Source organism: Noviherbaspirillum sp. (genome assembly GCF_035254685.1).
Taxonomy (GTDB): Bacteria; Pseudomonadota; Gammaproteobacteria; order Burkholderiales; family Burkholderiaceae_D; genus Noviherbaspirillum.
In genome coordinates, this window is record NZ_DATFAI010000030.1 from 41,709 (window position 1) to 68,346 (window position 26,638).

General features: G+C 61.7%; 19 protein-coding genes. 12 read left to right on the forward strand and 7 right to left on the reverse strand.

Translation table 11 applies throughout. The annotated features are described in order from the left end of the window. The first annotated feature begins 79 nt into the window (after positions 1–79). The 6 genes from VJ698_RS14210 (at position 80) to VJ698_RS14235 (ending at position 5,581) form a co-directional block, all read left to right on the forward strand. Entirely contained in the window at positions 80–2,188 is a 2,109-nt protein-coding gene (locus VJ698_RS14210) for a methyl-accepting chemotaxis protein (RefSeq protein ID WP_324103428.1), read from the forward strand. A 328-nt stretch (positions 2,189–2,516) separates the two neighbouring features. Then, the gene (locus tag VJ698_RS14215) at positions 2,517–3,266 is read left to right on the forward strand and encodes a TerC family protein (RefSeq protein ID WP_324103429.1); all 750 of its coding nucleotides are present in this window, start codon (positions 2,517–2,519) and stop codon (positions 3,264–3,266) included. Between the two features lie 21 nt (positions 3,267–3,287). After that, positions 3,288–3,713, forward strand: a complete 426-nt coding sequence (locus tag VJ698_RS14220) for a universal stress protein (protein WP_324103430.1) — start codon at positions 3,288–3,290, stop codon at positions 3,711–3,713. 62 nt (positions 3,714–3,775) lie between these two features. Continuing rightward, positions 3,776–4,282 (forward strand): methylated-DNA--[protein]-cysteine S-methyltransferase, encoded by a 507-nt coding sequence (locus VJ698_RS14225; RefSeq protein WP_324103431.1) that lies wholly within the window; start codon positions 3,776–3,778, stop codon positions 4,280–4,282. Further along, positions 4,282–5,187: a site-specific tyrosine recombinase XerD gene (gene xerD, locus VJ698_RS14230; RefSeq protein WP_324103432.1), complete on the forward strand. Its 906-nt coding sequence runs from the start codon at positions 4,282–4,284 to the stop codon at positions 5,185–5,187. Before VJ698_RS14225 ends, xerD begins: the two co-directional genes overlap by 1 nt. A 49-nt stretch (positions 5,188–5,236) precedes the next feature. Then, positions 5,237–5,581 carry a hypothetical protein gene (locus VJ698_RS14235; RefSeq protein WP_324103433.1) on the forward strand — a complete coding sequence of 115 codons (345 nt, stop codon included), beginning with the start codon at positions 5,237–5,239 and terminating at the stop codon, positions 5,579–5,581. A 451-nt stretch (positions 5,582–6,032) separates the two neighbouring features. Here the strand turns inward: VJ698_RS14235 and phaP are convergent, their stop codons facing one another. Then, positions 6,033–6,596, reverse strand: a complete 564-nt coding sequence (phaP, locus tag VJ698_RS14240; RefSeq protein WP_324103434.1) for a TIGR01841 family phasin — start codon at positions 6,594–6,596, stop codon at positions 6,033–6,035. 507 nt (positions 6,597–7,103) lie between these two features. Here phaP and VJ698_RS14245 point away from each other — a divergent pair. The 3 genes from VJ698_RS14245 to plsY all read left to right on the forward strand — a co-directional run bounded on the left by VJ698_RS14245 (position 7,104) and on the right by plsY (position 15,932). Then, positions 7,104–14,594, forward strand: coding sequence for an EAL domain-containing protein (locus tag VJ698_RS14245; protein WP_324103435.1), 7,491 nt, complete (start codon positions 7,104–7,106; stop codon positions 14,592–14,594). Between the two features lie 221 nt (positions 14,595–14,815). Continuing rightward, positions 14,816–15,307, forward strand: a complete 492-nt coding sequence (gene ybaK, locus VJ698_RS14250; RefSeq protein ID WP_324103436.1) for a Cys-tRNA(Pro) deacylase — start codon at positions 14,816–14,818, stop codon at positions 15,305–15,307. A 19-nt stretch (positions 15,308–15,326) separates the two neighbouring features. Beyond that, positions 15,327–15,932: a glycerol-3-phosphate 1-O-acyltransferase PlsY gene (plsY, locus tag VJ698_RS14255; RefSeq protein WP_324103437.1), complete on the forward strand. Its 606-nt coding sequence runs from the start codon at positions 15,327–15,329 to the stop codon at positions 15,930–15,932. A 36-nt stretch (positions 15,933–15,968) separates the two neighbouring features. Here the strand turns inward: plsY and VJ698_RS14260 are convergent, their stop codons facing one another. Together VJ698_RS14260 and pal are read right to left on the reverse strand one after the other, a co-directional pair. After that, positions 15,969–17,174, reverse strand: coding sequence for a peptidase M48 (locus VJ698_RS14260; RefSeq protein ID WP_324103438.1), 1,206 nt, complete (start codon positions 17,172–17,174; stop codon positions 15,969–15,971). 72 nt (positions 17,175–17,246) lie between these two features. Next, positions 17,247–17,762 carry a peptidoglycan-associated lipoprotein Pal gene (pal, locus tag VJ698_RS14265; RefSeq protein WP_324103439.1) on the reverse strand — a complete coding sequence of 172 codons (516 nt, stop codon included), beginning with the start codon at positions 17,760–17,762 and terminating at the stop codon, positions 17,247–17,249. Positions 17,763–17,990: 228 nt separating this feature from the next. Between pal and VJ698_RS14270 the strand changes: the two genes are divergently transcribed. After that, the gene (locus tag VJ698_RS14270) at positions 17,991–18,530 is read left to right on the forward strand and encodes a MarR family winged helix-turn-helix transcriptional regulator (protein WP_324103440.1); all 540 of its coding nucleotides are present in this window, start codon (positions 17,991–17,993) and stop codon (positions 18,528–18,530) included. A gap of 12 nt (positions 18,531–18,542) precedes the next feature. Here the strand turns inward: VJ698_RS14270 and VJ698_RS14275 are convergent, their stop codons facing one another. The 4 genes from VJ698_RS14275 to VJ698_RS14290 form a co-directional block, all read right to left on the reverse strand. Further along, a complete protein-coding gene (locus tag VJ698_RS14275) occupies positions 18,543–19,625 on the reverse strand; it encodes a hypothetical protein (protein ID WP_324103441.1) in 1,083 nt (360 codons plus the stop codon). A 127-nt stretch (positions 19,626–19,752) separates the two neighbouring features. Next, on the reverse strand, positions 19,753–20,781 hold the full coding sequence (tsaD, locus tag VJ698_RS14280; protein WP_324103442.1) for a tRNA (adenosine(37)-N6)-threonylcarbamoyltransferase complex transferase subunit TsaD: 1,029 nt from the start codon (positions 20,779–20,781) through the stop codon (positions 19,753–19,755). A 45-nt stretch (positions 20,782–20,826) separates the two neighbouring features. Then, entirely contained in the window at positions 20,827–22,530 is a 1,704-nt protein-coding gene (locus VJ698_RS14285) for a bifunctional protein-serine/threonine kinase/phosphatase (RefSeq protein WP_324103443.1), read from the reverse strand. A 96-nt stretch (positions 22,531–22,626) separates the two neighbouring features. Continuing rightward, entirely contained in the window at positions 22,627–23,841 is a 1,215-nt protein-coding gene (locus tag VJ698_RS14290; RefSeq protein WP_324103444.1) for a nitrate/nitrite transporter, read from the reverse strand. A 181-nt stretch (positions 23,842–24,022) separates the two neighbouring features. On the opposite strand from VJ698_RS14290, the gene VJ698_RS14295 reads away from it, so the two are divergent. Further along, positions 24,023–24,184, forward strand: coding sequence for a hypothetical protein (locus VJ698_RS14295; protein WP_324103445.1), 162 nt, complete (start codon positions 24,023–24,025; stop codon positions 24,182–24,184). Continuing rightward, complete coding sequence (gene nirB / locus VJ698_RS14300; protein WP_324103446.1) at positions 24,181–26,631, forward strand: nitrite reductase large subunit NirB; 2,451 nt, start codon at positions 24,181–24,183, stop codon at positions 26,629–26,631. Before VJ698_RS14295 ends, nirB begins: the two co-directional genes overlap by 4 nt. Positions 26,632–26,638 lie beyond the last annotated feature (7 nt).

Here is a 26,638-nt window from a genome sequence, read left to right on the forward strand (position 1 = left end):
AGAAAGTTGATTCGATGGGCATTACTTTTTGTATTGCAACGGCGATTTCGCATAAATTCCTTTCCAGGAGGGACGTCAAATGAGTGTCGATCGAACGACGAGCGAACGGATCTTGCGGCCGGCAATCGGCATGCTGAACGGAATGCGCTTCCTTCCGAAAACCCTGCTGATTTCCTCCATGGGAGTCATCCCGCTGCTGGTACTGTTCTTCATGCTGCAGCGCGAGTTGATGTCCAACGCAGCCTTCGCCGCCAAGGAGCGTGTCGGCGTCGCCTATGTGCAGCAGTTGCTGCAATTGACCCGGTTGGGCGAAACCACGCACGCATTCGCCAACGCGGTGCAGGACGGCAATGACGCCGCGCTGGGTAGCGCCTACGCAGATTTGCGCAACCGCACCGGAGCACAAATCAAGAAGATCGACGCCATGCGCGACACGCTCGACGATCTGGAGTTATCGAAAGAGTGGCAGGTGATCAGGCAGCAGTGGGAGCAGACGCAGAAAACGACTGGCGAAGCGATGGATCCCGCTTACAGGAAATTTGTGGCGGAACTGCAGAAGCATATCAAGCAGGCCGCCACCCATTCGAACCTGGCAATGGATCCGGACGTGGATTCCTTCTACCTGATGAATGCCGTCACCTCGTCCCTGGTGACACTGGCCGCCGACCTGGACGACATCCGCAGTCTCACCGCCGGTGCAATCGCACGCAAGGAAATCACGCTGCAGGAAGCGCGCAAGGCATCAGAGCTTGGGGTGCTCGCGAAGCGTTCGATGGCCGACGCGGCCGCCGATATCGATGCTGCCGTCGCGCAGAATCCGGCATTGGGCAAGGATCTTGGCAATGCGCGCAAGCATCTGGATGCGCTACAGGAAATGCTGAATTCGCATGCAGGCGACCTGTCGAACAGCCCGATCTTCCAGTTGCCGTCACGTGATTATCTCGACAAGACCGGGCAGGCAACGGACGGCTTGTTCAAGCTTGCCGAGGAGGCATCGAACAGCCTCGAAACACTGCTTGCCACGCGCCAGGGCAGCTTGCGCCAGCGGCAACTCCTCTTCCTTGTTCCCATCGTGCTGGCAGCCTTGCTGGCTGCCTATTTCCTGCTCGCGTTCTATACCGCCTTCCGTTCCAATCTCGGCATGCTGGAAGCCTCGGTCAAGCGCATGCATGGCGGTGACCTGGGGCCGGATCCGGAAGCGCGTTCGAAGGATGAGCTGGGCTTCATCCTGCGGCAGGTCGGCGAAATGAAGATGCAGCTTTCCTCCATGATCGCGAATGTGCGCGATGGCGCATCGATGATCGACACGGGCTCGCGCGAGATCGCGAGCGGCAATGCCGACCTCTCCGCGCGCACCGAGTCGCAGGCGGGCTCGCTGCAGGAAACGGCTTCTTCCATGGAAGAACTGACCACCACGGTGCGGCAGAACGCCGACAATGCGCGGCAGGCGAACCAGTTGGTGGTATCGGCTTCCGATGTGGCGATGCGCGGTGGGCAGGTGGTCGGCCAGGTGGTCGAGACGATGGGTTCGATCAAGGACAGCTCGCGCAAGATTGTCGACATCATTGCCGTGATCGACGGCATCGCTTTCCAGACCAACATTCTCGCGCTCAATGCGGCAGTGGAAGCGGCGCGCGCCGGCGAGCAGGGACGCGGTTTTGCCGTAGTGGCGGCTGAAGTGCGCACACTGGCACAGCGTTCGGCGGCTGCCGCGAAGGAAATCAAGGAACTGATCGGCGATTCGGTGGAGAAAGTCGATGCCGGCAGCAAGCTGGTGGATGAGGCGGGAAGGACGATGGGCGAGATCGTCAGCTCGGTCAAGCATGTGGCCGACATCATGGGCGAAATCACCGCGGCCAGCCAGGAACAGAGCGGCGGCATCGAGGAGTTGAACCGCGCGATTGCCCAGATGGATGAAATGACGCAGCAGAACGCCGCCCTGGTGGAACAGGCAGCCGCCTCCGCGCAAACCATGCAGCAGCAGGCAGGCCTGCTGGCGCAGGCGGTCTCGGTCTTCAAGCTCGATGCCGGGCAGGCGCCATCCCGCCAGACTGTTGCTGCGCCAAAGGCAGAAAGCTTGATGGCGACCCGCCAAGGCACGCGGGCGAAGCCTGCTGTGAAGCCGGTCGCCAGGCCGAATCCTGCCCTCGCACAGGTGCGCAACAGTAACGAGTGGGAAGAATTCTGAACCTCGTGCCAGCCGGCTCCCGCGTACAGCAGGAACCGTTCGTTGTGTCGTCAACAGGCCGCCGCCATCTGCGTCACTGCATGCCGGCGGTCTTATTTCGTCGACAGCCAATTGAAAGCCTCACCGGGTATTCTTCGCAATGTTGATGCAGAGGCAAACCTGACATTGCTCTGCGTGAACAAAGCGGCAATAATCAGGGTCAATCAGTCCCAGTCAGCCCCGGCGGCACTTTTGCTGGCGTGATCGTTCCCATGTCCATTGACTGCATGGCGGCGACGCCAGCTTCCGCCCCGGTCATGGGAACATTCATCGGTCATCCAGGATAGTCATGGAATTCGGCGCAGCACAATTCGGGGTTGCCACCCTGCAGATCATTCTCATTGATATCGTCCTCAGCGGAGACAACGCGGTGGTCATCGGCCTCGCATGCCGCAGGTTGCCGGCGCACCAGCGCAGGCTCGGCATCCTCTGGGGCATGGCCGGTGCCATCGGCTTGCGCGTCGTGCTGATTTTTTTCGCAGTCGCACTGCTGGCGATTCCCTACCTGAAAGTCCTCGGCGGCGCACTGCTGATGTGGATCGGCGTCAAGCTGTTGCGGCCGGAAGAGGAGGGTGATAGCGACATCCGGGCCGGCGACACGCTCTGGGATGCGGTCAAGACCATCATCCTTGCCGACGTGGTGATGAGCCTGGACAACGTCGTTGCCATCGCGGCCGCTGCACACAATAGCCAGCTACTGGTCATCTTTGGCCTGCTGGTGAGCGTGCCGATCATCATGCTCGGCAGCCAACTGGTCATGACGCTGATGGATCGTTTCCCCATCATCATTACCGGCGGCGGCGCGCTGCTTGGCTGGCTGGCAGGGGGCATGGCGGTCAGTGACATCGCCATCAGCGACTGGGCGCAGCAGGTCTTTCCGGCCTCGCACTGGGTCGTGCCCTTCGCGGGCGCCTGCCTGGTCGTCGCCCTCGGCAAGTGGCTCGCGGCGCGCGACGAAACACGGCGCGGTGTCGCCATGGAAGACATTGCACATGAAAAACCGGACTCGCCCGATGCAGGCAAGGGCGGCCACGATTGAGATGCTTGCGGGAGAAAAATCATGCTGAAAACCCTGTTGGCGGTGGATGGCTCGGAGAATTCTCTGCGCGCCGTTGCGTATGTCATCAAGCGGGCGTCCGCTGCGAAAGACCAGCACCAGGTGCAGCTGGTGAATGTGCAACATCCTTTCCATGGCGATATCAGCGCCTTCATCGGTGCTGCCCAGGTGAAGCAATATCACCATGACGAAGGAATGAAAGCGATTGCGTCCGCGCGGGCGATGCTCGATGCGGCCGGCATAACGTATCAATATCATCTTTTCGTCGGCGACCCGGCGGCGATCATCGTGCGCTGCGCGAAGGAAATGAGCTGCGATGAAATTGCCGTCGGCACGCAGGGCCACTCCGCCATGGCCAGCCTGTTCATGGGGTCGGTGTCGACCAAGGTGGTTTCCATGTCCGACGTACCGGTGTTGCTGATCAAGTAATACCCTGCATTGCAGGCGGGTGAATCGGCGGCGGGCCCGCGAAATTGATTTATGCTATGCGCATGAAACCCACCTCTGCGTCCTCAACCACTGCCATATTTTCCGCCATCGTCGAAGCGCCGTTCGGCGCTATTGGTGTGCGCACCGAGCCGGGCGTGCTGCGCGAGCTGGTCTACCTGCCGCGCAGCTTCAATGAGAAATCGCCGACCGATGCCATTGCCGAACAAGCTGCTCGCCAGGTCGAGCACTATTTCGATGACCCGGACTTCCAGTTCAACCTGCCGCTCGCCGATGTCGGCACCGATTTCCAGCACAGGGTGTGGAAGGCCATTTCCGCGATTGCGCGTGGCGATGTACTGACCTATGGGCAGATCGCGAAGCAGATACGCTCCGCGCCGCGTGCCGTAGGGCAGGCCTGCGGCGCCAACTGGTATCCGCTGATCATCCCTTGCCACCGCGTCACTGCATCCGGCGGGCTCGGCGGGTTTTCCAATCATGACGACGAAGCCGGCTTCCATGTCGGCGTGAAGCGCTGGCTGCTCGCACACGAGGGCGCCAAGGGATACTGATGAGCGATACGGGCTCAACCAACCAGGCGGCGATCGACGAGTTCTGCGATACGCTGTGGCTGGAGAATGGCCTGGCGAAGAATTCGCTCGACGCCTACCGGCGCGACATGGCGCTGTTCGGAAACTGGCTGCATGCCGAGCGCGGCAAGTCGCTCTACGCGGTGCAGGCAGCCGATATCAACGATTACTTTGCAGCGAAGCACGCCGAGACCAAGGCGACATCAGCGAACCGCCGCCTCGCGGTGCTGCGCCGTTTCTACCAGCTTGCGCTGCGGCAGAACAAGGTCAGCAGCGACCCTTGCCTCCGGATGAAGTCGGCGAAACAGCCGCCGCGCATGCCGAAGACATTGTCGGAGGCGCAGGTGGATGCGCTGCTGGCCGCACCCGACATCAACGCGCCGCTCGGCCTGCGCGACCGTACCATGCTGGAACTCATGTACGCGAGCGGCCTGCGCGTATCGGAACTGGTGCTGCTCAAGACCATCGAACTGGGCATGAATGAAGGCGTGCTGCGTATCACCGGCAAGGGCAGCAAGACGCGCCTCGTGCCATTCGGCGAAGAGGCGCGCGGATGGATCGAGCGTTACCTCAAGGAAGGGCGTCCGGCGATCCTGAATGGGCAGGTAGATGATGCCCTGTTTGTGACCGCGCGAGGCAGCGCGATGACACGCCAGATGTTCTGGACACTGATCAAGAAGTACGCATTCCAGGCGCAGATCAATGCACCCCTGTCGCCGCATACGCTGCGCCACGCATTCGCGACACATCTGCTGAATCGCGGCGCGGACCTGCGCGTAGTGCAACTGCTGCTCGGCCACGCCGATATTTCCACGACGCAGATTTACACGCATGTGGCGCGCGAGCGCCTGAAGAAGCTGCACGCGCTGCACCATCCACGCGGATAGGGCTTGCAGACAACCTGGGTAAGCCTTCCATCACAAGGAGGAGTTGACCATGATCACACGCATCTGGCGCGGCTGGACCACGCCACACAACGCATCGACCTATCAGAACCTGCTGCTCACCGAAATCTTTCCCGGAATCGAAGCACGCAAGGCAGCCGGCTATCGCGGCATTTCGCTGGTACGCCGCGACCTGGGAGAGGAGGTCGAATTCGCCACCATCATGTGGTTCGAGTCGATTGACGCTGTGAAAGCCTTTGCAGGCGACCAGTACGAACTCGCGGTTGTTCCGCCAAAGGCCAGGGCGGTGCTGACGCGTTTCGATGCGACTTCCGCGCACTACGACACCGTGGTGGCGCCGCCTGGTATTGGCAATGCGGCAAGTTTGATGCGCTGATGTATCTTACTCACAAAAGCTGTGGTCAATTCTGTGGACAAGTTGGGATAAGCTGCGCTATGTTGATGAATGTCAAGAAAATTATTTTCTTGATGAAAATCAAGACAGGGAACACTGTCCAATCTCAATTCAGGCCGATGAGCCACTTGCTACAGTTGAGTAGCTTGCTATTTGAAGAAGGTTGTCATGGAGACATTGCGTACAATTTCCTACGTTGTACTGGTGATTGCCACTTTCGTGGCCACCTATTGGGTCGCTCAGATCTAGGGCCGCGTCCCGACTGTTCGTGCTTGCCTGAATCACTTCCCGGTCTTTCACTGCACGTCCTGCCGTTCCGCATCGGGGTGAAAGCGTTCACCCGCGGATTGCTTGTGCCATCCGCCCGGCTCATTTTGCCCCGCCATAAAAAAACGGACCGCATGCGGTCCGTTTTGTTTGGTGAGGCAGGGAATTATTTCCGGGCGCGATTGGCAGTCTTTTCTGCCGCTTGCGTGAACTGGTTCACTGCCGCATTCATGTTCGCTTCCATGACTTCAGCCGCCTGCTTGGTGCTGCGGGTGAACTGCTCGTAGCCGGCGTTGGCATTGCCAAGCGCGGACTTGACGATGGCAATCACGTTTTCCGAACCGGCCGGGGCGTTCTTCGACACGTCTTCGACCAGCGCCGAAACCTTGCGGCCAGCTTCAGCAATCTGTTCCTCGGTCGCGCGGCTAAATTCGGCTTGCGCGCTGGTGGCGATGCCAGCCAGGTGACGACCGTAGGCGATCGCCTTGGCAGCGGCAGGTTGCGCCTGCGCAGCGGTCAGCGAGAAGAATTCCTGCGGATCCTTTGCCGACAGCAATTGCTTGGCTGCGATCGACGAGTCTTCCAGGGATGCCTTCGCGACGTTCAGGTTCAGGTCGACGACCTTCTCCACGCTTTCGAAAGCCTTCGTGGTCAGGCTGGTGATCAGGGACAGTTGCGCTTCGAGATTGGCCTTGGCGACGCTGGAAAACTGTTCAGGAATGTTAAACATGGATTACTCCTTGGGGTGAATGCGTGATTTCGATCAGCAGGCATTTTTATTGTGCACTGCAACAAATGTAATTCTACAGATGAGGATAGTGAAGTCAAGAGATATTTTGTGCGCCGCACAAAATACTTCGATATTGTCGTGGAAATACGATTTCGGGATGTGCGTGAAATCAAGCATCGGCTCCGGGCCGAATGCGGTAGTCGGCCTTCAGCGGTAATAGCGTGCGCGCCGACCGTGTTTTTAACACAAGACCTGCATCCTTGCGTTAAGAGCCAAGCTCAAACGACAAGTTCATTGAGTTTGCTCAAAGTCGAAAACTTCGTGCAATTCCAAAGAAAATTGTGCCTCGACCTGACTTTCTTGACGTAAAGTGACGCTAGTTAACGATACGCAATGAGATAAAACAGCAGGTACCTGCTGGCGTGGTGCAAGTCGCCACGCCTGCCTGAATCGGGGGAATCAGGATGCAGACCATAGATACGAGCCCACGCGGCAATCGGGAGCGGGATGTACACGGTCAATGAAATACTGCATGCCGGGAGCAGGGGCATGCTGTGCCGTGGCGTGCGCGACGCCGACGGAACACCGGTGTTGCTGAACGTGGTGCCGGAGCATTACCATGCCGCGCATGTCCAGCGGCTGCGCAACGACTTCCACATTTGCTCTTCCCTGGAGCTCGGTGCGGCGTCGCGACCGCTTGCACTGGATGCCTGCGAGGGGCGCCCGGCGCTCGTGATGGAGGAGTTTGCCGGTGAACCGCTCGAGCGCAGGCTTGATGCTCCCCTGGCCATCGACCGCTTCCTGGAGCTTGCGGTCCGCATCACCTCTACTCTGTCCGACATCCACCGCTGCAATGTCGCACACAAGTCACTGGATCCGGGATGCATCCTGATCGATCCGTCAAATGATCACATCCGCATCGTCGATTTCGGCAGCGCCACGGTGCTGCCGAGCGCGCACCAGGATCGATGCGATATGGACTTGGCCGACACGCGGCCCTACATTTCTCCGGAGCAGACAGGGCGCATGAATCGCACGCCCGATCGTCGCAGCGATCTGTATTCCCTCGGCATCGTGTTCTACCGGATGCTGACAGGCAGGCTGCCCTTCGATGCATCGGATGCGCTGGAGTGGGCCTACTGCCACATCGCGCGCGAGGCGACGGCGCCCTCCGCAGTGCGGAGCGAACTGCCGCAGGTCCTGTCCGACCTCGTCATGAAGCTGCTGGCCAAGGAGCCGGAGGATCGCTACCAGAGTGCGGACGGGCTGCTGCGCGACCTGCGGAAATGCCTCGCGCAATGGCATGCGCATGGTGCCATCACGAACTTCGCCTTGGCACGCAGCGACGTGCCGGAGTATTTCCTGCTGCCGCAGAAACTGTACGGCCGCGCACGCGAGACAGACGTGCTGGGTGAAGCTTTCGAGCGCGTGGTGCGTACCGGAAAGCCGGAACTGGTGCTGGTCTCGGGCTATTCGGGCATCGGCAAGTCATCGCTGGTCAACGAACTCTACAAGCCGATCATTCATCGGCGCGGATTTTTCGCAGCCGGCAAATTCGACCAGTACAAGCATGACATCCCGCATGCGACCATCGTCGAGGCCTTGACCGGTCTGGTGCTGGAACTGCTCGCCGAGAGCGAGGAGCGCATCGCCGCATGGCGCGAAAGGCTGCTGAAGGCACTCGGTACGAACGCGCAACTCATCGTGGATGTCATTCCGCCGGTCGAGCTGATCATCGGTCCGCAGCCGCCGGTGGCGCAGGTCCCGGCGAGCGAAGCGCACAACCGCTTCAGCATGGTGTTTCGCAATTTCATCAGCGTCTTCGCGCAGCGCGAGCATCCGCTGGTGCTATTCCTCGATGACCTGCAATGGGCGGATCCTGCCAGCCTCGCTATGCTCGAAGCGCTGCTCACGCATCCGGAGTCGCATCACTTCCTGCCGATATGCGCGTATCGCGACAGCGAGATGGATGCAGCCCATCCTTTCCATCTCAGCCTGGAGGCGATGCGCAAGTCCGGCACACCGGTATCGGAGGTGGTGCTCGGCCCGCTCACTGACGACGCGCTGGCCGACCTGATCAGCGACGCCCTGTACCGCAGGCGCGAGGATGTGGTGCCGCTGGTCGAGCTGGTGAAAGACAAGACCGACGGCAATCCCTTTTTTGCGATCCAGTTCCTCGCCGAACTGCATGATCAAAAGCTGCTGCATTTCGATCGCGGTATACCGGGCTGGAACTGGGACATCGAACGCATCCACGCCCAGGGCTTTACGGACAACGTGGCGGAACTCATGGTCGAGCGGCTGAAAAGGTTGCCCGCCCATACGCTGCACGCCGTGCAGCAGCTCGCCTGCCTCGGCACCAGCGCCAGAACATCCGTGCTCGCGCTGGCGCTTGACCGCACGGAAAACGACACGCACGCTGTCATGGCCGAAGCCATTCGTGTGGGCGTGGTGATCCGGCTTGGCGATCGCTACCGATTCCTGCACGACCGCGTGCAGGAAGCCGCCTATTCGTTGGTATCGCCGCACGCGCGCCCGGCTGCGCATCTGCACATCGGACGGCGCCTGATCGCATGCCTGCAACCGTCGGAGCTCGAGGAGCAGATCTTTGACGTGGCAAACCAGGTCAACCACGGCGCCGACCTGATCAGCGAGAGTGATGAAAAGGCACTGGTGCGCCGTCTGAACATGCGCGCCGGCAAACGCGCGAAATCATCAATTGCGTATTCAGCGGCACGCAACTATTTCAGGCGCGCACTGGCCCTGGCGGAGCCCGATGCGTGGCGCAGTGATGCTGAAGACACGTTCGCAATCCATCTCGAACTGTCCGAATGCGAATATCTCCTTGGCCACCCGGGGAAGGCAGAACAACTGTTCCAGCTGATCCTCGACAATGCCAGGTCGAAGCTGGACAGCGCGAAGGTCTACAGCCTGCGGATTAACCTGTGCCAGACGTCGGGCCGCTTCCTCGATGGCGTCAACGCCGGCCTGGAGGCGCTGGCCATGTACGACATGCGCTTTCCCGAGTCCGCCGAGGAGATTGCCGCGCTCGAACGGGAAGAGCACAAGCAGATTCTTGCCAATCTCGGCGGGCGCAATGCGTCCGACCTGGTCGATGCATCGGTCGCGACCGACCCCGAAGCGATCGCAGGCATCGGCCTGCTGGTCGATCTCATGCCGTGCACCTTCGTTGCGCGTACCGAGCTCTACCAGTTACTGATGTACAAGGCGATCAATCTCTCGATCCGCCATGGCAATACCGAAAAGTCTTGCGTCGCCTACAGTGGCTATGCCGTGATGCTGGCGTCGAGCCTCGGCCAGCCGGATGCGGGGCACGCGTTCTCCCGGCTGGCGCTGCAGCTGAACGACAGGTTCAACGACGTGCGGATGCGAGGACCACTGCTCTTCATGCACGGCAACTATTTCAATTTCTGGCGCCAGCCCTATGCCGCGAACATTCCGGTGATGGAAGCCGCATACCGCGCCAGCATCGAGGTCGGCAACCTGTCCTGGGCCGGCTACGCGGCCTATCGCACCATCTGGCAACTCATCGAAAAGGGCGAAGCGCTGGATGAGGTACAACGGGCATCGCAGAAATTTGCCGCATTCGCGCAACAGGGGCGCAACGACATCGCCTTTCGCACGATCCGTCTCGAGCAGCAATTCATTGCGTGCCTGCAGGGCGCCACGCGGGAGGCTGGCTTCAGCGGCGACGGCTTCGATGAGGCCGGATGCCTCGAGGTGTTCAAGCGCACGCATTTCCGCGCCGGCGTCGCGTTCTACCACGTGATGAAGCAGTCGGCTTCGTTCATCTACCGCCGATACGCCGATGCCATCGACGCCGCAAACCAGGCTGCCGCGATGATCGATGTCATGCAGTCCATGCCGATCGAAGCGACGCATTATTTCTATCATGCGCTGACGCTCGCCGCGCTATACAGCCAGATGACAGGCGAGCAGCAGGCGCAATCCATGCAGGCGCTGAAGACGCACCTGCGGAAGTTCGAGGCATGGGTGGGCAACTGTCCGGAAAATTTCCAGGGACGCAGCCTGCTTATCGCGGCCGAACTGGCGCGCATCGAAGGGCGGGATGCGGACGCAATGCGGCACTACGACGCAGCGATCCGCGCCGCCGGCAAGCAGGGCTTCGTGCACGACGAGGCCGTGGCCAGTGAGCTGGCCTCAGAATTTTTCCGCACGCACGGCGCCGGCGTTGCCGCGGGGGCGTATCTGCGCCAGGCCTGCGCCTGCTACCAGCGCTGGGGGGCGATGGGCAAGGTCAAGCAACTGGAATCGCTGCACCCGCACTTGCTGGAGCGCGAGCGTGGCGCGGAAATTGATGCGGGTACCAGAGACGCAGCGCAGATGGATGCGCTGGCCGTGATCAAGGCGTCGCAGGCCCTATCGGGCGAGATTGTCCTGGACAGGCTGCCCGGCAGGCTGTTGCAGACCGTCATGGAGCAGATCAATGCACAGAAGGGCGTGGCCCTGTTCAAGCATGGCAGCCGTCTTGCGATTGAGGCAGAAGCAACGCGTCACGCCGACGGCAGGCTCGAGGTGAAGCGCATGCCTTCGCACGAGCTGAATGCATCGTCCGCGCTGCCTGTGTCCGTGGTCAATTGCGTGTGGCACATCCGGCAGAAGCTGGTGCTCGAGAATGCGGCAGCTGACGCCCGGTTTGCGTCCGATCCCTACATCATCCGGTCGCAGCCGATATCCGCGCTGTGCCAGCCCATCTTCAGACAGGGTGAACTGGTCGGCCTGGTCTACCTGGAAAACGATCTGCTCGCAGGCGCCTTCACCGATGGCGCGCAGCACGTGCTCGAACTACTGTCCGGACAGGCGGCGATCTCGCTCGAGAATGCGCGGCTCTATACCGGCCTGCAAGAGGAAAATGCGACGCAGCGCCGCATGGAGCACGAACTGCAGCTCTCCGAGGCGCATTACCGTCGCCTGTTTGAAACAGCCAAGGACGGCATCCTGCTGCTGCGCGCCGATTCAGGCATCGTCACGGATGTGAATTCCTATCTGCTGGAGACGCTTGGTTACCGCTACGATGAATTCGTCGGCAGGAAACTGTGGGAGATCGATTCGTTCAGGGAGCTTGCGGTCTATCGCGCGGTGTTCGGCGAGATGCAGAGCAAGGATGCGCTGCGTCGTGACTCGCTGCCGATCCGCACGCGCGACGGCCATGCGATCGAGGCAGAATTCGTTTGCAGCGCGTACAGCGTGGATGATGTGCGGGTCGTGCAATGCAATATCCGCGACATTACGGACCGCAAGCGCGGCGAGCAGCGCCAGACGCTGCAGTTCGCCATCACACGCGTGCTGGCCGATGCGGCATCGTTTGCCGAGGCGGCGCCGCTCTTGCTGCAGGTGATCTGCGAACAGCTCGGCTGGGAGATCGGCGAGGTCTGGCAGGTGCATGAAAAGGCCGATGTGCTGCGGCTGGTGGAATGCTGGGAAGCGCCGTCGGTGGCGCCGTCGAATTTCGCCGCCGCCGGCTGGAAGAAACTGGTGTCGCCTTCCAGGGGAATCCCGGGGCGCGTGATGCAGACACGCCAGCCGGTGTGGGTCGCGGGTGTCGCTTCTGATCCGGACTTTCGTCGTGCGCAGGAAGCGATCGAGATCGGACTGCATGGCAATTTCGCTTTCCCGGTCCTGTGCGGCGGAAAGGTCACCAGCATGATGGCCTTCTTCACCCGGCAGACGCAGGAACCGGACCAGGAAACCGTGGACATGATGCTGATCCTCGGCAGCCAGATCGGACAATTCATCGAGCGCAAGCGTGCCGAGCAGGCACTGGTCAGGAGCGAGGAACGCTTCCGCAGCCTGACCAGCCTGTCGTCTGACTGGTACTGGGAGCAGGACGAGAATTTCCGTTTTACCCTCGTCTCCGAAGGCGTGCAGCGTGTCGGCGGCCTGGCGCCGGAGCGCGTGATCGGCAAGCGGCGCCAGGACCTGATGGCAGGCGTGTCGGGCATCGACCCGGCGCTGGTGGAGGAGCATGTGCGCGCGCTTGAGGCGCGCCAGCCGTTCTTCAACCTCGAATACAGGATGCGCGGAAACGATGGCCGCTGGCACTGGCACAGCGTCAGCGGCGAACCGGTGTTCGACGAAGACGGCGTGTTCAAGGGTTATCGCGGCACCGGCAAGGAAGTCACCGAGCGCAAGCAGGCGGAAGCGCTGCGCGTCGGGCAGGCTCGCGTGCTGGAAATGATTGCCGCCGGCGCGCCGCTATGCGACGTGCTGGCCAGCCTGGCGCTGGTGATCGAGTCGCAGACCGAAGACATGTTCGGCTACATCATGCTGCTCGACGAGGATGGCGTGCATGCACGCATGGGAGCGGCGCCCAGCCTGCCGGAGGCCTATGCGTCAAATCTGGAGGGACGGGAAATAGGTCCGTGCGCGGGCTCCTGCGGTACGGCTATGTACCGACGCGAGCGGGTCATCGTGGCGGACATCGAACGCGATCCGTTATGGCGGGAATTCCGCGCCCTGGCATTGCAGCATGGCCTGCGCGCCTGCTGGTCGACGCCGATCATGTCGCAGAACGGCGCGGTGCTTGGCGCATTCGGCATGTATTACCGTATGGTGCGCGAACCGACACCGAATGAGCTGCGCCTGGCCGACATCACGGTGCGCATCGCCGGCATCGCAATTGAGCGCAAGCAGTCGGAAGAGCGCATCAGCTACATGGCGCATCACGATGCCCTGACCGGCCTGCCCAACCGGGCCCTGCTGCAGGACCGCCTGCGGCAGTCGGTGGTGCAGGCGCAGCGCACCGGACGGGCGGTGGCGGTGATGTTCATCGATCTGGATTACTTCAAGCACATCAACGACTCGCTCGGCCACCAGGTCGGCGATCAGTTGCTGCAACTGGTGTCGGAACGCCTGCAACTGTGCCTGCGCAAGGGCGACAGCCTGGCGCGCCTGGGTGGTGACGAATTCCTGCTGATCATGCCGGACGTGGAGAGCGACCATGCGGCCGCTCCCGTGGCGCAGAAAATCCTCGAGCAGCTGAAAACGGGATTCCATGCGGGCGGCCATGAACTGCATGCGAGCGCCAGTATCGGCATCAGCATGTATCCCACCGACGGCGGAGACGTCGAAGCTCTGATGCGCGCGGCGGATACCGCGATGTATCACGCCAAGGCAAAGGGGCGCGGCAATTACCAGTTCTACACCGAGAGCCTGAATGCGGTCGCACAACATCGACTGACCACCGCCAACCAGCTGCGCCAGGCCATCGCGCGCGGCGAGTTCTGGCTGGCCTACCAGCCGCAGATCGACATGGAGCGCGGCGTCATCTGTTCCGCCGAGGCCTTGCTGCGCTGGCACCAGCCGGAGCGCGGCATGATTCCGCCGAACGAATTCATCCCCATCGCCGAGGAAACCGGGTTGATCCAGCAGATCGGCGAATGGGTCCTGCGCGAGGCGTGCACGCAGCTGCGGCGCTGGCGGGACACGGGCCGCGTCGAACTCGGCATTTCGGTGAATCTGTCCGCGCGCCAGCTGTTGTATCCGGGTTTCGCCGATTTTGTCGCGCGCACACTGGACGAGACAGGCGTGCCGGCAACGGCGCTGGAACTGGAAATCACGGAAAGCGTCCTCATGCTGCCGAGCGAGGAAAACCTCGGGCCGTTGACTGCCCTGAGCAACATGGGCGTGCAGCTATGGGTAGACGATTTCGGCACCGGCTACTCCAGCCTGTCCTACCTGAAGCGCTTCCCGATCCACGCCCTGAAGATCGACCAGTCCTTCGTGCGTGGCATCGGCCAGGAACAGAACGACGCCGCCATCACTAGCGCCATCATCGCCATGGCGCGCAGCCTCAACCTGAAGGTCATCGCCGAAGGCGTGGAAACCGCCGAACAGGCAGCTTTCCTGCGTTCCAACCACTGCGTGCTCGCACAGGGTTATTACTACAGCAAGCCGGTTCCCGCAGAGGAGTTCAGCGCACTGCTGATGCGGCCTGCGGTCTTGCCGGCGGCTTGAATTTTTGTCCACGGAAAACACGAAAAACACAAAAAGTTCTTTGTTTGAAAACGGTGCATGGCACGTTGGCACTACCGACACCGGATCTCGAACAGGAATACCCGAGAAGTTTTCGTGTTTTTCGTGTTTTCCGTGGACAAATGCGTTTCTCTCAATCCCTCCCAACTCCGCCGCAAGCCCTCATCTTGCTGCATAATGTCCAGCAATTTTCGAGTGAAGTCATGGCAAAGAAAGAGCATGTTTCCGAGACGCCGGCGACGCAGTTCCTGCGCAAGCATGGCATCGCGTTTTCCGAGCATCCGTATGCGTATGAAGAGCACGGCGGCACTGCGGTGTCGGCGCGCGAGCTGGGAGTGGATGAACACCAGGTGGTCAAGACGCTGGTGATGCAGGATGAGGCAGCGAAGCCGCTGATCGTCCTGATGCACGGCGACCGCAAGGTGTCGACCAAGAACCTGGCGCGCCAGATCGGCTGCAAGTCGGTCGAGCCGTGCAAGCCGGAGGTGGCGAACCGGCATTCCGGCTACCTGGTGGGCGGCACGTCGCCGTTCGGGACCAGGAAAGCGATGCCGGTCTATGTCGAAGAGAGTATCCTTGCGCTCGACAAAATTTATATCAACGGCGGCCGGCGCGGCTTCCTGGTCGGGATCGATCCGGGCGCGCTGGTGAAAGTGCTTCCCGCGAAGCCGGTGAACTGCGCGCTCGAAGACTAGGCAATGTGAAAGGGAGAGAATGAATACAGTGTTGTTTGCGATTGCCGCCTACCTGATCGGGTCGGTGTCGTTCGCGGTGGTCGTCAGCAAAGGGTTCGGACTGGCCGACCCGCGTACCTATGGTTCGAAGAATCCGGGGGCGACCAATGTCCTGCGCAGCGGCAACAAGAAGGCAGCGGCGCTGACCTTGCTCGGCGATGCAGTCAAGGGCTGGTTCGCCGTGTGGCTGGCGCAGGTCTATGGCCCGCAGTTCGGCGTGGGTGATGCAGGAATCGCACTGGTGGCGCTTGGGGTGTTCCTTGGCCATCTGTGGCCCGTCTTCTTCCGGTTCGTCGGCGGCAAGGGCGTGGCTACCGCGCTCGGCGTGCTGGTCGGCATCAACGGCTGGCTCGGCCTGGCGACGCTGGTTACCTGGCTGGTGGTCGCCTATGCCTTCCGCTATTCCTCATTGGCCGCGCTGATTGCGAGTGTATTTGCGCCGTTCTATTACGGCCTGCTGTTCGGCTTCGATCCCATCCTTCTGGCGGTGCTGGCAATGAGCGGTTTGCTGATTTACCGCCATCGCCAGAACATCGCGAATCTGATCGCCGGCAAGGAAAGCCGGATCGGCAGCAAGAAGAAATAATTTCTCCCGTACCTGCCATTCAAGGCCGTGCCGCCGTCATTGCGCGGCCGGCGCGCCTGACAACTCCTCGGGGACGAGCGGCTGGTTCTGTGCCACCTTGTCCTTGATGACCCGGATGGTTTCCTCCATCACCGTCGCATTGCTGCTGAACTGCTCGGGATACGTCTCCGCCAGCCGCTTCCAGAATGCCGGGGCATGCTCGATGTCGTAGCCGGCGCGCGCAAGCAGGTAAAGTGACAGTGTGTCCGCACGGGATTCGATGGCGGGCTGGTAGCCTTGCACCTCCCCCGGCGGCGCCATGCCTGTGTTGTCGAATACCGGTACTCGCAGGCGGTCGATGACTGCTGCGGCGTCCTTCCGCTCCGATGGCATCAGGATATTGAGCGCGATTTCCTTTGCCAGCACATACGCCAGCTCGGCATCGGAACGCGTGGAATTCAGCATACCGCGCGTGACCAGCACACGGTTTCCGTCGGCCCAGGCATTGACGCGATCGGAATCGCCCAGGTCGACCGCCATCGCGCATGCGGAGGTCAGCGGCACGTCGAGCGGTATGCGCTCGCCATCGCGCAGGACGGTCAGGCTGATGTTCGAGCGGCCCTGCATCTCGCCGCGGATCAGCGAAGCGGCTTCATGTTCCGCCTCCGGTCCGTCGGGCAGGGGATCGATGCCTGCGGCGAGCAGGATGTCGCCCTTGCGCAGGCCAGCCTGTTCTGCGCCGCTGCCGGGCAGCACACTCATGATATGCAGGCGTCCGTTGAGCCCGAGCGCGTTGTGCGCGACGTCGGCAAGCTCATCCGTGTAGGAGTATTGGTTCTTTGCGGTAAATCCGAGAAGCTGGCGCACATGGCGTTCGCACAGCTCGGTATTGCCGATCAGGAGCGGTGCGGCGACCTTGTAAAGCCGGTCCTGCTGGTCGACCCAGGCTTGCAACGCGGTGGCCTTGTCGGGAGCTGGCGTTGCAGAGGGGGTTACCGCGGGCGTTTCAGGCGCGGGTTGCGGCGAGGGAAGTGCGGGCTGCGGCGGGGGGATCGCCGGGGTTGCTGGCGGTGGCGGAACAGGCTGCGGGGGCGGTACAGGCGTCACCGTAACGGGAGGCCGGGACGGCGGAAGCGGTGCGGGTCGCGGAGCTGGCGGCTGCATGGCGCAGGCGCTCAGCAGAACCAGCGGTGCTGCAATGCACCAGCGCCGCGGCCATGATGCCGCGCGCTGCGCGTCTGCAGAGACGTGAAGGCTTTCCATGCTTACCTCATCAGGAATGGAACGCGGGAGGCGATCCACCGGTCACGACATCTGCAGTCTTCTCAACTGCGATCAACGATAAACGATGTCGGCGCGGCGGTTTTCGGCCCACGATGCTTCGTCATGACCTGCTGCCTTGGGCTTTTCCTTGCCGAAGGAAACTGCTTCCATCTGGCCGTCGGCCACGCCCAGCACGGTGAGGGACTTGCGGACCGCTTCCGCGCGCTTCTGGCCAAGTGCCAGATTGTACTCGGCGCCGCCGCGTTCATCGGTATTACCCTGGATGACGATCTTGCGTCCTTTGTTCGCGCTCAAATATTTTGCATGTGCATCAACGACCGGCTTTGAATTGTCCTTCAGCAAGTAGCTGTCGAAATCGAAGTAGACGCTGCGCTTGGCCAGGGGGCCGTTCGGATCGTTCAGCGGATCCTTGGTTGCATCGACGGTGGCGACATTGCGCGTGTCGGCGGTGGAGGCTGCGGCGGCCGGCTTGGCGCTGGTGTCAGCAGTGGTCACCGGGGTCGACGAGCAGGCGGTCAGTGCGATGGCGCCAAATGCAATCAAGGCTTTCAGTTTGAGGTGATGCATGCAATTCTCCTTTTGGGATTGTCAGTTGAGAACAATGGGGAAAGAATCGAACCTGTGTGCGTTTCCGCAGGCGCAGGAGATGGGAAATGAGGCGAAGAGGGGGCGCCGTCGCACACGATCAGCCGGACGGAGCCAGGTCGACATTCCGATGAACACATTAAAATCGATTCGGGAAAATATATTTCTCTAAATATATATTTCGTGGAATATAACTCCGGAGCACTTCGCATGGCAACAAAAAATGCAAAAGGCAAGACTTCAGTGTGGCCGCCTGAGAACGAAGGGATGACGCATATGCAAGTGCTGAAGAAGATCCGTATCGTGATTCGCGCGGCCCAAAGGCATTCGGCATGGATAGAAAGACAATGCGGCATCAGCGGCGCGCAGCTATGGATATTGCAAGAATTGCATGATTCGCCCGGGCTGCGGGTAGGCGAAATCGCCAGCCGCCTGGCGATCCACCAGACCACGGCCAGCAACCTGCTGGAAGCGCTGGTGCGCAACGGCTATGTCGTCAAGGAGCGTGATCCGGATGATCAGCGGGTGGTCAAGCTGATGCTGGCGCAAAAGGGCGACGCCTTGCTGGTGAAGGCACCGAAGCCTGCGCGCGGCCTGCTTCCCGAGGCGCTGGGCAAGCTGGGCCACGCCAGCCTGTCCGACCTGGACAAGGGTTTGCAGGCCTTGCTCGAGGTGATCGAACAGGTAGATGAGGATTCCGGCCTGCAGCCGCTGCCATTCATGATGCAGCGGAAAACCGGTGAGCCCTAGCGGAACGTCCGTTCAGGGAGCGGCGCTCGTGGTGATGGGTTGGTTCGGCAACTGCGGCGGTCGCGCGGTGGCGGCATCCACCAGGGGAGCGAAATGCGGCGTGGCGATCGACCCATCGCTGCAGTTGTTGCCGCGGCGGCCGCTACTGCCCAGCGGTATGGCGTAACTCAGGCGGATCGTGGTATCGCGCACACCTTCCATTGCCTGCGACACGCGCAGCGCCCAACGGTCGCGGGCAAGCTTCAGGTCCATGTGGTCCGTGCCTGATGTCATGCTGTAGGCGCCCTGCAATTGCGTGCAGTTGCCGAGCCGATGCGAATATTTCACACGGTTGGAGGCGATGGCCTCGTCGCGCTGGTCGCCGATGGGATAGAAGGACGTCAGGCGGCCGATTTCGCGCCGCCATTCGATGCGGGAGTGTTCATTCGGCTGCATGCCCACGTCGAGCCGGTATCCGAGCAGGTCGCCGAGCGCGGGCGGACTGGCCGGCAGGTCGCCGGCCTCGGCGGCATCCGGGTTGCCTGCCATCGCATCCACCGGCGCGTTGGCATGCACGACATAGGTCGCGACGCCCAGGTCGGACAGGTAACGCTGGTCGTCCCAGTATTTCCTTGCGCCGACCAGGTAGCCGTTTTGCGAGATGGTACCGGCGCTGTCGCCGCTGCCGCCGAAGCTGCGCAGTTGCGAGCCGGTCAGGCGGTAGCGCAGGTTTCGCTTCGGCGCGAAGATGCCATTGACAACCAGTTCCGATTGCGCGCTCTCGCGCGTGTAGAAACCGCCGGCGCCGAAACGGTCTGCCAGTTGCAGGCCGTAGTCGAGCGTAACGGAAGGCGACACGCCGAAGTACTGGTCGAGCGTCGCATTCAGCTTTTCGAAACGCGTAGCGTAGCCGAGCGCAGCGCGCTTTTTCCCCATGTTGAAGTAAGCGGGCGAGGCCTGGTCGCCAGGCAGGTCCGGCAGGCTTTGGGTGATGTCATGCGCGTCGGCCACGAGTGTGCCGGAATGACAATGCGCGGCCGGCAGGATGGTGCCGAGAAGGACCGCGGCCAGCGGTTGGATGACGCGGGTTCTGATGAGCGGATGCCTGGTATTCATGTTGTCGGACGCTCAAGAAAAATGCGGCAGTGTGGAGAAACCCTGTTCTTTCAACTCCACTTCGCTTCTTTAGTTCGGCAACGCAGGTCAAGGTTCCCGTGTTTGCGCTGTGCCTTGCGGTCGACGCCTACACCATCCCGATGTCTTCCAGCGGCCAGCGCGGCTTGACGTTGAACGCATAATCGCGTTTGGCGGCATCGGGATTGATCTGCAGGCGCATCGCGCCGGCAAACGCGATCATGGCGCCATTATCCGTGCAGAATTGCAGTTCCGGGTAGTACACGCGGAAGCGCCGTTTCTGTGCGGCCGCATTGAGCGCATCGCGCAACTGCCGGTTGGCGCCGACACCGCCCGCAATGACGAGCCGCTTCAGGCCGGTCTGCTTCAGGGCCTTGAGGCATTTCGCCACCAGCACGTCGACGATGGCATCAACGAAGGCGCGCGCGACGTTGGCCTTGTCCTGTTCGCAAATGTTGGCAATGCGGTTTTTCACCAATGTCAGCACCGCGGTCTTCAATCCGGAAAAACTGAAGTTCAGGTCTTTTGAATGCAGCATCGGGCGCGGCAGTTCGTAGACGCCGGCATCGCCGAAGTCGGCCAGGCGCGAAATCGCCGGACCGCCGGGATAGCCCAGTCCGAGCAGCTTGGCCGATTTGTCAAAAGCCTCGCCCGCGGCATCGTCCACGGTTTCGCCCAACAGAGTGTACTGACCGACACCGTCCACGCGCATGAGTTGCGTATGGCCGCCGGAGACCAGCAGCGCGACAAACGGGAACTCCGGCGGATCGCTCGCCAGCAGTGGCGATAGCAGATGCCCTTCCAGGTGGTGCACGCCGAGCACCGGCTTGTCGAGCGACAGGCCGAGCCCGCAGGCGATCGAGGCGCCGACCAGCAGCGCGCCGGCCAGTCCCGGGCCCTGGGTATAGGCGATCGCATCGATGGACGAACGCGGCACGCCAGCCTGGTGGAACACTTGCTCCAGCAGCGGAATCGCGCGCCTGATATGGTCGCGCGACGCGAGTTCCGGCACGACGCCGCCGTATTCTTCATGCATCGCGACCTGGGAATGGAGCGCATGCGCCAGCAGGCCATGTTGCGTGTCGTACAAGGCGATGCCGGTTTCGTCGCAGGAGGATTCGACGCCGAGGACAATCATGATGGGGGAGTTTTTCTGCAAAACTCCATTTTAAGCGGATATGTCCTAGCGCAGCATGACCAGATAAAGCAGCAGCAGGTTCATCACGATGGAAACAACCGCCACCGCACGCCACAATGCTATCGGATCCCGTTTGACGAGCGAAGCAACGGCGCGCGCGGGGAGCGGGTTGCTGGCGCCGCGGCTCAGCGCCAGCAGCAATTCTTCCGCTGTCTCGTAGCGGTCGGCCGGGTCGCGCGCCACCGCCTTGATCAGGACGTTTTCCAGCCACATCGGGATATCCGGCCGATAACGGCCCGGCGGCGTCGGTTCGCCGAAACGGGGATGCTGGAACGGCTCGATCTCGCCATAGGGATAGTGGCGCGTGAGCATCCGGTACAGCGTCACACCTGCCGCATAGATGTCTGTCTGGCGCGACGGCGGCGCATCATCGAACTGCTCGGGCGCAAGGAAGGAGGGTGTGCCCGCCTGCGGCGCATCGATGCTGCCTTCATCGTCCACGCCGGACAGGGCGACGCCGAGGTCGAGCAGGCGCAGCTCGCCGTCGGCGCCCAGGTGCACATTGGCCGGCTTGATGTCGCGATGGAGGATGCTGCGGCGATGCAGCGCGCCGATGGCCCGCGCCAGCTTTTCACCGAGCGCCACGGTTTCGGGTGCGGTGAAATGCGCTCCGGCGTCGAGCATCTGCTGCAGCGTCTGGCCTTCATGCCAGGTTGTCAGGTAGTACAGGCAGCTTTTCTGATCGGGCGTGATGACCTGCGGAAAAAAGCGCGCGACGACCCGCCGGGCAAGCCATTCCTCCTGGGCGAACGCGGACCGCTCATGTGGATCGCTTGCGCGCTCCGGCTGCAGGGTTTTCAATACCAGTTGCCGTTGCGACTTCAGCTCGCAGACGCGATACAGCACGGTGGAAGGCGATGCATGGATGATTTCCTCCACGCGCAAACCGTCGATTTCCTCGCCCGGCTTGAGCAGCGGCGGCACCGGAAGCTGCTGCGATGCCGACAGCGTATCGCGCAGCCCGGCTTCCGGCAGTGCATCGATGCGGATCGCGAGCGCGCTGCAATTGTCGTGCGAGCCGGCGGATAGCGCGGTATCGACCAGCAGGCCGGCTGTGGTCATGCCATCCAGTTCACCCAGCGCGAGCTGCGACAGCTGCAAGGTCATGTCGTATTCTGTCATCCACGACCAGACGCCATCCGAGGCGAGCAGCAGCACATCGCGCTCCTGCAGTTCGCCCATGCCATGGTCGAGCGCCACATGGGAATCCATGCCGATGGCGCGCGTCAGCACATGGCGCATTTCAGGGCGATCCCAGACATGGTCTGTGGTGAGCTGGGTGAGGATGCCGCCGTGCAGCAGATACAGCCGCGTGTCGCCGACATGGGTGAAATAGTAGAAGCCGCCGCGAAGCACCACGGCGGTCAGGGTGGTGGCCATGCCGGCCAGTTCCTTGCGCGACGCGCCCTGTTTTTGCACCCAGCTGTTGATCGCCTTGATGACACGATCGAGCGATTGCGTCACCGGCCAGGTGTCGGGTGTCGCATAGTAATCGGCCAGCAGGCCGCGCACCGTGTACTCCGATGCCTCACGCCCTCCATCGTTGCCCGATACGCCGTCGGCGATTGCCGCGATCATCCCCTTGGTCGAGAGTTCCGGCTCGATGGGCGTGACCATGCCGACGAAATCTTCATTGCGCTCGCGCTGGCCGGCGCGCGTCGCATGGCCGATGCTCACGGACAGGGACATGACGGGCTCTGGGTGGATGAATGCGGCAACGGAGATGGCCGCGGGGCCTGCCACGGGTATCCCCGCAGCAAGCCCCCTTGCCGATTCTATACAGGTTTAGATCTTTGCAGTCGTCATCGCTGCGCTTCCCCAGGTAGTACGCCAGCGTTCCTTGACCGCGCTCAAGCCAACCAGCGCCGCGACCGCCAGCGTGGCAAAAATGGTCAGGCCGAACTGGTAGCTGCCGGTGATCTGCTTCGAATAGCCAAGGCTGGAAGCGAGGTAAAAGCCGCCGATGCCGCCCGCCATGCCGACCAGCCCGGTCATCACGCCGATCTCCTTGCGAAAGCGTTGCGGCACCAGTTGGAAGACCGCACCATTGCCAGTGCCCAGCGCCAGCATGGCGACCACGAATACGATCAGCGCCAGGACATGGGAACGCAGGCCCTGACTGGCGATGAACAGGAACAGCGCGGCGATCACATACATGAGCGACAGCGTCCGGATGCCGCCGATGCGGTCCGCAATGATGCCGCCCATGGGACGCACCATCGACCCGGCAAAGACGCAGGCCGCGGTGAAATAGCCGGCGGTGACTGGCGACAGGCCGTATTGCGTATTGAAGTAGATCGTCAGCGACGAGGCCAGCCCGGAAAAGCCGCCGAAGGTGACGCTATAGAAGAACATGAACCACCACGCGTCCTTGTCCTTGAGCACATGCAGGTATTCGATCAAGGCCTTTGGCGCGGGTGACGATGGCGCGTCTTTCGCCAGCATCATGTAAACGACGAAGACAATGCCAAGCGGGATTATGCACAGGCCGAACACGTTCTGCCAGCCGAAGGCGAGCGCCAGCGAAGGTGCGAACAGCGCGGCGAACGCGGTGCCTGAATTGCCCGCCCCCGCGATGCCCAGCGCCGTGCCCTGATGCTGCGGCGGATACCAGCGCGACGCGAGCGGCAGCGCGACCGCGAAGGATGCGCCCGCCACGCCGAGCAACATGCCGAGCGTGAGTATCGATGCGTAGTTCTGCAATTGCCCGAGCCAGGCCCATGCCAGCGCGGCGAGCACGATCACCTGGCCGATCGCGCCGGCTCTCTTCGGTTTCAAGTGGTCAACGAGAATACCCATCACGATGCGCAGCAGCGCGCCGGTGAGCAAGGGCGTCGCCACCATCAGACCCTTCTGCGCCGGGCTCAATCCAAGATCCCTGGCAATCTGCACGGCCAGCGGGCCGAGCAGCACCCAGACCATGAAGCTCAGATCGAAATAGAGAAACGAAGCGAAGAGCGTCGGCGTGTGGCCGGTCTTCCAGAACGAGTTTGCTTTCACGATCTCCCTTTGCGCGAAGTTGAATGTGAACGACGTAATGCAATCGTTGTGCCATCGATCATTCCATGCTGCGTACGACTAATAAAAAGGTAGGCTGCGTTGAGGAACGACACCCAGCATGCGGAGAGTGGAATGCCGGGTTTCGTTCCTCAACCCAGTCTACGACATTGATGCGGTCTGCATGCACCACGAACTTCTGCCTGTCGCACCGGTGCAGTGCAATCCTCACATCATCGCGGTGCATTTCCCGCATCAAACCCTTGGCACTGCTCTTGCATATGAGGTGCAAGGATCATTATTGCGGCTGGCCATGCGCCGTCGTGCAAGCAAGGAGATGGAATGAAGAAGCTGAAACTGGTCATGGTTGGCAATGGCATGGCGGGTGTGCGCACGCTCGAAGAGCTGCTCAAGATCGCACCTGATATCTATGACATCACGGTGTTCGGCGCCGAGCCGTACCCGAACTACAACCGCATCCTGCTCTCGCCCGTGCTGGCCGGCGAGCAGACCATCAAGGACATCATGCTGAATGACGTCGACTGGTATGTGCAGAACCGGATCACGCTTCACCTCGGCAAGAAGATCGTGAAGATCGATCGCGCGCGGCGCCAGGTCATTGCGGAGGACGGCACCACTGCCGAATACGATCGCCTGTTGCTGGCCACGGGCTCCACGCCCTTCATGCTGCCCGTGCCAGGCAAAGACCTGGAGGGCGTGATCTCCTATCGCGACATCCACGATACCAACGCCATGATCGAAGCCGCGAAGACGTGCAGGCATGCGATCGTGATCGGCGGCGGCCTGCTCGGCCTCGAAGCGGCGAACGGACTGAAGCAGCGCGGCATGGCAGTGAGCGTCGTGCATCTCCCCGCGTGGCTGATGGAACGACAGCTCGATCCGACAGCAGGCAAGATGCTGCAAAAATCTCTGGAAGATCGGGGACTGCAGTTCCTGCTCGACAGGAACACAAAGGAAATCCTCGGCGACGAACATGGTCGGGTGAAGGCAGTGCGCTTCACCGACGGCCTCGAAGTGCCGGCCGAGCTGGCGGTGATGGCAGTCGGCATTCGCCCCAATGCCACGCTGGCAGAATCGGCGGGCCTGCACTGCTCATCTGCCAGACCCGGTGGCATTGTGGTCAATGACACAATGCAGACCTACGATCCGCGCATCTACGCAGTGGGCGAATGCGTGAATCATCGCGGCACCGCCTACGGCCTGGTCGCGCCACTATTTGAAATGGCCAAGGTCTGCGCCAACCATCTTGCGAACTTCGGCATTGGCCGCTACCAGGGCTCGGTCACGTCCACCAAGCTGAAAGTCACCGGCATCGACCTGTTCTCGGCCGGCGAGTTCATGGGCGGCGAAGGAACGGAAGAGATCGTGCTGGCCGATCCGATCGGCGGCGTGTACAAGAAGCTGGTGATCAAGGACGACAAGCTGGTCGGCGCCTGCCTGTATGGCGACACGGTGGACGGCAGCTGGTATTTCAAGCTGCTGCGCGAAGGCAAGAACATCAGCGACATCCGCGACACGCTGATGTTCGGCGAGTCGAATACGGGTCGACCCGGCGACACCGGACATGCCGGCTTCACCAGGGCCGTGTCCATGCCGGACAATGCCGAGGTCTGCGGCTGCAACGGCGTGTGCAAGGGCACCATCGTCAAGGCGATCAAGGAGAAGGGCCTGTTCACGCTGGAAGACGTGCGCAAGCACACCAAGGCGTCGGCCTCCTGCGGCTCCTGCACCGGTCTGGTCGAGCAGATCATCATGGCAACCGTCGGCGGCGATTACTCGTCTGCCAACAAGGCCAAGCCGCTGTGCGCCTGCACCGACCACACGCACCAGGAAGTGCGCGATGTGATCAAGGTCAACAAGCTGCTGACGATCGCCGACACGATGCGCTTCATGGAATGGCGCACGCCGAACGGTTGCTCGACCTGTCGCCCCGCGCTCAACTACTACCTGATATCGACCTGGCCGCATGAGGCGAAGGACGATCCGCAGTCGCGCTTCATCAACGAACGCGCGCACGCCAACATCCAGAAGGACGGCACCTATTCGGTCATTCCGCGCATGTGGGGCGGCGAGACCAATGCCTCCGAACTGCGCCGCATCGCCGACGTGGTCGACAAGTACCGTATCCCGACGGTGAAGGTGACCGGCGGCCAGCGCATCGATCTGCTGGGCGTGAAGAAGGAAGACCTGCCCGCCGTGTGGCAGGACCTCGGCATGCCTTGCGGCCATGCGTATGCGAAAGCGCTGCGCACGGTGAAGACTTGCGTCGGGTCGGAATGGTGCCGCTTCGGCACGCAGGATTCGACGCGCATGGGACAGGAAATGGAACGCGTGCTGTGGCGCATGTATGCGCCGCACAAGGTCAAGATCGCAGTCTCCGGCTGCCCGCGCAACTGCGCCGAATCGGGCATCAAGGACGTCGGCGTGATCGGCGTGGATTCGGGTTGGGAGATCTATGTCGGCGGCAATGGCGGCATCAAGACCGAAGTGGCGCAGTTCTTCGTGAAGGTGAAAACACATGAGGAAGTGCTGGAGCATGCCGGCGCATTCCTGCAACTGTATCGCGAGGAGGGCTGGTATCTCGAACGCACCGTCCACTACATTGCGCGCGTCGGACTGGACTATGTGAAGGAGAAGGTGGTGGAGGACGCCGCGAATCGCAAGGCCTTATACGAGCGCCTGCTGTTTGCGCTCGATGGCGAGCCGGATCCGTGGCATGAGAAGGAAAAGGCGCAGGTCGATGAGCGGCAGTTCGAGCCGATCAATGCGTGACCCGGAA